The organism is Anaerofustis sp. NSJ-163 (assembly GCF_024135845.1).
Taxonomy (GTDB): Bacteria; Bacillota; Clostridia; order Eubacteriales; family Anaerofustaceae; genus Anaerofustis; species Anaerofustis butyriciformans.
Genome location: NZ_JAMYJV010000001.1, coordinates 456,978 through 465,045, shown reverse-complemented (window position 1 = coordinate 465,045; position 8,068 = coordinate 456,978). Strand labels below are relative to the sequence as shown.

4 protein-coding genes and 1 CRISPR repeat array are annotated in these 8,068 nt (G+C 25.4%); all 4 genes read right to left on the bottom strand.

Annotation, left to right across the window (positions count from 1 at the left end):
* Positions 1 to 17 precede the first annotated feature (17 nt).
* Positions 18 to 2,232: a CRISPR direct-repeat array (repeat unit 36 nt; unit sequence GTTTTACAATAACTCAATTTGTTCAGGTACTAAAAT).
* A 101-nt stretch (positions 2,233 to 2,333) separates the two neighbouring features.
* Entirely contained in the window at positions 2,334 to 3,311 is a 978-nt protein-coding gene (csn2-St, locus tag M6G78_RS02245; RefSeq protein ID WP_253229509.1) for a CRISPR-associated protein Csn2-St, read from the bottom strand.
* Positions 3,308 to 3,616, bottom strand: coding sequence for a CRISPR-associated endonuclease Cas2 (gene cas2 / locus M6G78_RS02240; RefSeq protein WP_243112237.1), 309 nt, complete (start codon positions 3,614 to 3,616; stop codon positions 3,308 to 3,310). The genes csn2-St and cas2 overlap by 4 nt, the downstream gene beginning before the upstream one ends.
* Positions 3,617 to 3,620: 4 nt before the next feature.
* Positions 3,621 to 4,532, bottom strand: coding sequence for a type II CRISPR-associated endonuclease Cas1 (gene cas1, locus M6G78_RS02235; RefSeq protein ID WP_253229508.1), 912 nt, complete (start codon positions 4,530 to 4,532; stop codon positions 3,621 to 3,623).
* Between the two features lie 131 nt (positions 4,533 to 4,663).
* Positions 4,664 to 7,969 (bottom strand): type II CRISPR RNA-guided endonuclease Cas9, encoded by a 3,306-nt coding sequence (gene cas9, locus M6G78_RS02230; protein WP_253229507.1) that lies wholly within the window; start codon positions 7,967 to 7,969, stop codon positions 4,664 to 4,666.
* Positions 7,970 to 8,068: the final 99 nt, after the last annotated feature.

Sequence of the window (8,068 nt, the reverse complement as noted above, 5' to 3'; positions counted from 1 at the left end):
AAAGAATGCAAAGTTGAGTTTTACAATAACTCAATTTGTTCAGGTACTAAAATTCTCTTCCTAAAATATTAAATAATTCATCAGTTTTACAATAACTCAATTTGTTCAGGTACTAAAATATGCAGGCGTTCAGCTAGTTCAAATGTTGTGTTTTACAATAACTCAATTTGTTCAGGTACTAAAATAGAAGATATTAAATGTCATGCTTTAAATATGTTTTACAATAACTCAATTTGTTCAGGTACTAAAATTTTAACTTTTATAAGTGTATTATTAATTTTGTTTTACAATAACTCAATTTGTTCAGGTACTAAAATAAATCTGCCCAACGCTCTACATTTGAAATAGTTTTACAATAACTCAATTTGTTCAGGTACTAAAATATCGCCTTGTGAATACTACATGAGCTTGTGGTTTTACAATAACTCAATTTGTTCAGGTACTAAAATGTGACGAAATAGCTAAAGTATTAAATACTAGTTTTACAATAACTCAATTTGTTCAGGTACTAAAATAATTTGATAAATATAAGTATACTGTTTCTGAGTTTTACAATAACTCAATTTGTTCAGGTACTAAAATTGGCAAGGGATATCTTCGTTAGTTTCATGGGTTTTACAATAACTCAATTTGTTCAGGTACTAAAATAAGGTCATCTATTACTTTTGGTATTTCATCGTTTTACAATAACTCAATTTGTTCAGGTACTAAAATGGTGGTGAAGCTGTGGCAAAAGAAGATAATGTTTTACAATAACTCAATTTGTTCAGGTACTAAAATCTGTACCTCAAACAAGATTTTATACTCAAAGTTTTACAATAACTCAATTTGTTCAGGTACTAAAATCAGCGAAAAAGAAAAAAAAGAAGATATAATGTTTTACAATAACTCAATTTGTTCAGGTACTAAAATGGAAATTATAATTAATAAACTAAAAGAAAGGTTTTACAATAACTCAATTTGTTCAGGTACTAAAATCCACTTGGAATAGGTTCCTTTTTGATTTTGGTTTTACAATAACTCAATTTGTTCAGGTACTAAAATACCAAATTTGAATGTGATAAAAATACTTAAGTTTTACAATAACTCAATTTGTTCAGGTACTAAAATAATAGAGGTAATATATGGAAAGAGCATTTAGTTTTACAATAACTCAATTTGTTCAGGTACTAAAATCTGTCTCTCTTGCTACATCTTGTAAGCTTTGTTTTACAATAACTCAATTTGTTCAGGTACTAAAATAATATATGAATGCAAAAGCTAAATATAGAAGTTTTACAATAACTCAATTTGTTCAGGTACTAAAATGAAGAGATAAAAACGGATTAGCATATGGGAGTTTTACAATAACTCAATTTGTTCAGGTACTAAAATCTGCTTTTAGAATTGTTATTTTTCTATTAAGTTTTACAATAACTCAATTTGTTCAGGTACTAAAATAGGTAGTGAATATTATGAAGCAATTATATCGTTTTACAATAACTCAATTTGTTCAGGTACTAAAATCAACAGCTTCATTTTTCAAAAAATCACAAGGTTTTACAATAACTCAATTTGTTCAGGTACTAAAATATCGTCTTGTAAATACTACATGAGCGTTAGGTTTTACAATAACTCAATTTGTTCAGGTACTAAAATTTTTTTCGTCTTCTGGATTTGCCTGAAGCAGTTTTACAATAACTCAATTTGTTCAGGTACTAAAATCATATAGATAAACTTTATCATTTGTTGGAAGTTTTACAATAACTCAATTTGTTCAGGTACTAAAATCAAACATATTGAAAATAATATTGATGTATGGTTTTACAATAACTCAATTTGTTCAGGTACTAAAATTATCATTGTTTTTCTCCACTATGGTTGTTGTTTTACAATAACTCAATTTGTTCAGGTACTAAAATTCAGTAAATAATAACCAAGCAAATTTGGAAGGTTTTACAATAACTCAATTTGTTCAGGTACTAAAATGAGGTTCAAGCGGTGGAAATCGAGGATTTAGTTTTACAATAACTCAATTTGTTCAGGTACTAAAATATTCAAGGTAAGCAAGGAGAGATTGATAGCGTTTTACAATAACTCAATTTGTTCAGGTACTAAAATGAAAATGTTAGAATCGGTACAATGTAGATTGTTTTACAATAACTCAATTTGTTCAGGTACTAAAATATAGCTCGTCTGTATATTCCATTAGATTTTGTTTTACAATAACTCAATTTGTTCAGGTACTAAAATGTCAAATTGCAGAATTTATAAAAATTTTCATAAATTTATAAATTCTCATATTCATAAAAGCACCCTCCTTTTACAATAACTCATATATATTATACCATAATTTATGATAAAAGGAAATTGTTTTCTAGGGTATTTAATGTTTCTAAATGCTTTGAATGAATAAACAGATTATCATTAAATATTTTTAATATAACATCACTTTTTATATTATAAATTTCTTCTTTTCCTATTTTATTTATTATCAATTTTAAGATTGTTATTAATTCTTTATCTTCCCATTTTTTAAAATAAGGATAATTACTTTCAATAAAATATTTTATAGTTTCCATATTTGTAAGGGAATATATTATATCGTTTATAATATTTATACCGTTAATATATTCTTTATCCAAACATACATAATTTTCAATGCATATGGGGATTATAAACCATAAATCAAAATTATATGTAAGTTCTTTTATTTGTTTATAAAATTTTTCATATTCATCTTTTGATATCATATGTTCAATATTTTCAATAATTATCATTTGTTTTGAAGGACTAATTTGTTGTATTTCTTTTATTAATATTAAAAAGTCTTTTAACAAATCTATATTTTTTATTCCTTCCAAATCTCTTTCATGTATATCTTTTATTGTTGAATGCTGTATTAAATTAAATAAATCTTCTCTTTTATATGTAAAGTTAATGTTTTTAAATTCGTTTTGGTTTAATTTTATATATATTTCTTCAAGGGCATTATCTATAATGTTTAACTGTCTTTGAAAATTTATATTTTGAATTTTATCATTTATATATTTATTAATTAGTCCGGTTTTAGTTATTTTTAGAATATTTATTAAGTCTTCTTTACCTTTTATTCTTATTATATCGAAGTAATTCCTTCCTAATTTTTCATCTTCTATTTTAATATTTTCTTCCATATTTTTTTCATATTCCATATATTTACCATTTGAAAAGTATTTATATATGGAGTTTATTATAAAATCTTTAATATAAAAGTTTACTCCGCATAGCTGGGTTATTTGCATTAAATTTATAATATATTCTTTTTCTTTATTACATATTTGAACTTTCAAAGTACTATCATCCTCTCACTTCCTATTACCTTTTCCGTTTCGTTTTTGCTTCCTATTAATATTTTCATGTCTTCATACTGTTTTTCGGTTATTGCCACAAGCCTGATATTGCCTTTTTTAGGTATTATTTTTTCTATTCTCTTTTCCATTCTTATTTTATAATCTCTGTCAGGACAGGTTCTCATGTATACAGAATACTGCAGCATTATAAAACCTTCTTTTATTAATTCTTTTCTAAATAATCTATAATCTTTTCTTTCTCTTGATGTTTGAGTGGGTAAGTCAAACATACATAAAAGTTTCATTACTTTATACCTCATTTTCTTTTCCAATATAATCTTCAACATTTGGAAAGATTATTTCTTCCTTTCTTCCTTCAAAATATCCGGCTATATTGTATACATATTCTTCAAGCATGTTGCATATATACATTTTTTTGTTGTTATATAAAACTTTATGATTTAAAAAGTTTATTAGTTCTCTCCTATGATTAGGGGTGAAATATTTTTCTTCTTTTAAAAGATTATATGCAAAATAATCTATAAATGGTCTAATTGGCTCTATTATGTCGTCAACGAAATTAAATCTGTTATATTCGTTTTTATGATGTATTCCAAGCTGAGTATTAAGTCCGTATCCAACACATACTCTTGCTAAAAAGGACCTTATTATGGTATATCCATAGTTAAGCCCCGAATTTAATAAGATATCATCATTTCTTCTTGAAAATGAACATTCCATAAGTTCATTAAAATATATTTTTGCGCTGTGAGCTTCTCTGTTGTTTTCATCGTTATGCTGCATTTGTTTTATGAATTCATACATTTTATTTTGAATATCTTCGCTTTTATCTAATATCTTTAAAACTCTTATTTGATTTTTTATTTTTTCTTTAACTATCTTTTCCCAAAGAAGAGCATAAAAATTTTCATCTTTTTCAGTTTGATATTTTATTGTTTTTGATATTCTGCTGTGATTGTCAAAGGAGGAATAAAATCCTATAGGTAGATGTTCTTGGTCGCATATTATTATTCCAACATTATTTTTTGCAAGAGCACATAACATCCTTGATGTTAGGTTTGTTTTTAAATTATCTAATACTATCATTGATAAGTCTCTTATAGGAACCCATATGTCTTTCCCTTCTTTTGTTATTACGAGATTATCTAAGTTTAATTTTATATTTACTTCGTTTTCTATTAAAAGCACTCTAAATGCCATTGTTTTCTCCTTAAAATATAATAAAAAAGGACGTCCGAAGACGTCCTTGAGTTCGGCATAAAGCCTTATTTTAGTAGATCTGAATAAATTGAGTTATTGTAAAAATCTACAATAACATTATATATTCATTTTTAATAAATGTCAATATCCAAAGTGAAATCTTCGTCTTTTGCATAATATCTGTTTCCAAGAATATCCACTCTTATTTTTTTTATCATCTTTGTTTTGCTTAATCCAATTTGTTTTTGTGGTTTGTCAAACTTAGGTGCGAAAGTTGGTTTTGTTTCTATATAATTTTTTTTTCTTGGCATGGTTCTTGAAAGGAATCTTTCAGTAAAGATTTCTCCATCTTTTTCGTATTCGATAAAATCGTTTTTATATAGTGAAAATTTATATTTCCATCCAAGAGCTTTTAAATCTTCCATGCTTTGATTTTCTTTTATTATTTTTTCGTTTCTTAAAGCAATATTGTATTTTTCTTTATCTATAAAATATTTCCCGTCTATACATCTACAATCGGCATATTTTACTCCGATTAAATAATATTCTTTCTTTTCTTCGTTATAATAAACATCTGTTCTGTATGGATTTAAGCTTTCAAGGATAACTTTTTTGCTTCCTTTTTTATGACCGTATTTATGGGAAACATCAATACAAGAACCAACTTCTCCATCAAGATATTTTAAAATTTGTATTCTTGCTCCATTTCCTTTTTTTGAATATTTTCTTATATAATCTCCCGTTTCTTTTTCATATTCAACAAAAGGATTCTTACAGTCTTTATATTCGTTAAATATTTTTAATAAAATATCAAAAGTTTTTTTGTCATTTCTGTACATTAAGAAATCACTTTCTTTTCCTTTTTGTATTTTCGTTTTAAATGTTTTAAATCCATCATCTGTAAGGATATTGATTTTGTTTATTTTATATGTTTTTTCATCGTAGTTTCTTGTTCCTCTTATTGTTTGATTACATAAACCTCTGTTTGCTTTTTTATCCACTTTATGCCAGAATTTAACTTCTTTTTCTGCTTTTAAGATGTTATTTCTTATTATATTCCATTTCTTTTCATACATTATATCGTCTAATTTTTCATCTTTTATTCCGGCAATCCATTGCATTTTATCTTTTATTTCATTATGCTCAAAGTCAATAAAGTTTTCTTGGAATTTATGGTATGCATTATATCCCATTTTTGAATAACAAATAAGCATTGCATCCACTGCATGATGAGAATAACTCTCATCTCTGTCTTTTTTAAGTTTTAACTTATCTCTCATTTGATGAGTGAAGCTTCCTCTTATTACACTTATTTTTGTGTCTTTGTTTTTTGATTTGAAATAGTTTTGTAAAGAATTTAGAACTACTCTTGAAGCATATCTTGTATCATTGATGTTTCTTTGTATAAATCCTTTTAAAACTTCAATTTTTGTAATATCTTCTGTAAATAAAAGATTTTTAAGTTTATTCTTATTTATAAGATTTCTATCTTTTAAATCAAGAGCATAACTCATGAATTCATCAAAATTCCATTTTCTGTCTATATCTTTTAGATACATATAAGGTGTAGTGTTTCCTTTTAGTTGGTTTTCTCTTCTGTATACCAATACTTTATTGCTTCTGCTGTCGTCAAATGATATTGATTTTGGAATTATATGGTCAATTTCAAATTTAGAATAATCATATATTAAGTCTTCTATATTTATGTATTCGCCGCTGTACATACATCTTCCGTCTTGTTCATTCCAAAGCTTTAATTTTAATGCAAGGTTTTTATGGTTATGAAAATGTTTGTCTTGAAGATCAATATTATACTCTTTAAATAATCTTTCCTTTATCTTCTTCATTTCATTTTCATTTGCTTTTTGCATTTTTTGAATATTTTTCTTTTCTTCCTCGCTGTTTCTATCTCTTGGCATTTCAATGACAATTTCGTCAGGATATCCATATTTTTTTATTACGGCATTTATAGCATCAATTGTTATTGATATAGATTTTTTTACTACAGGATTATATATTTCTTTTGTTATTTCTTCCTTAGGTATTTTGTTATATTCTTTAAATTTTTCACTATTTTTTTTGAAAAATCCCATTTCAGTAAGAAGTTCCATTTGATTTTTAGGTTCTTCGTACATTTGCGGAATTAATTCTTTCATGATTTTTAAAGATAAAGATTGCCATTTTGAGAAAAGAGAAGAGTTTTTCTTTCTAAAAGCAATTAATATTTCTATTAATTCGTCACTAAAATTTAAATTAGAATTTTTTATTGCATTTAAAATTCCATCTTTTTCTGTATTTATTGTTAGAATTTCGGCTAATTTATCTAATGTTTCAATAGAAAAATCATTAATATCTATATCATGCTCTTCAAGTGTTCTTCTTAATTTGTTATATTGTTCAAATTTATGAAAATCAGGTTTACCGTTTTTATCTTCTCTTGAACCAAACATGGTTTTAATATCTTCATTAGTAACTTTAGCTATTATTTTTAGCATATTCACGCTTTTGGATGTTTTAACAGTATTAATAATTTCGATTTTTTCTTCTTTTGTTAATTTTCTATTTCCTATTGTAATATTATTTAGGTCATTTAATATGTTAAATTCTTGTGCTGTATAAGATGCCCCTGCTGCTCTTCTTTCATTTTCATATACACTACATTTTCCAATTAGTTTTTCAAATATATTTTCTTCTGTAATATAGTTTCCATTTTCATCTTTTTTTGTTGTGTATCTTCCGTAATCCGTTCTTGATTTTTCATTTCCAGGACCTACATAATATTCTCTTTTTCTGTCAAATATTGCTAAATAATCATCAATAAATTCTTTTGTAATAAAATCATGAAATTCACTTTGTTTATTTAGGAATTCTTTATTTTCTTTTCTATAAGATGATTTTGTAAAGATATTGCTAAATGTAATTGTTTCATCATTTTCTTTTACAATTGTTTCTCCTCTATATTTACCAAGAGTATTTAATCTTTCTAATTGAATTTGACAAGGGAATTTGTTTTTTAGCTCATTTTGATTTATTTCAATACCCTTTTGATAATCAGATTTACTTTTACTTGTTTCATCTATAGCATCATCTAGATAAGTAATACCTCTGTGTTTTAAAGAATTTAAAAGAACGTAATAAATTTCATTTTGTGTTAGTTTTTCGTTTAATCCTTTATTTTTTAAAATAAGTTGATTGTTTATTTTTTCTTTTGGAATTTCAAGATTATATTTTTCCCATAATCCTTTAAAATCACTTATTCTATTTTGTCTTCTTCGTATAAGTCTTTTTGTTTGTCTAAAACCTCTTCTTTCAACATTCTTGCTTGCATCGGCTTCTGTAAAAATATCAGATACAGCTTCAAGTACATTATAATCATCATCAATAACTGCAACGCCCACAGATGATGTGCCGATATCTAAGCCCAATTTAATACCCATCTTTTATTCCTCCCATTTATCTTTATTTATTTAGTATATCATATTGTTTATTTTATCGTATAATATGACAATATTTTTTTATGCTATTTGGTAAGATAG

Excerpts from the sequence above, each read along its gene's own strand:
- cas1 (WP_253229508.1), bottom strand. The coding sequence starts at position 4,532 with ATGGCATTTAGAGTGCTTTTAATAGAAAACGAAGTAAATATAAAATTA.
- cas2 (WP_243112237.1), bottom strand. The coding sequence starts at position 3,616 with ATGAAACTTTTATGTATGTTTGACTTACCCACTCAAACATCAAGAGAA.
- cas9 (WP_253229507.1), bottom strand. The coding sequence starts at position 7,969 with ATGGGTATTAAATTGGGCTTAGATATCGGCACATCATCTGTGGGCGTT.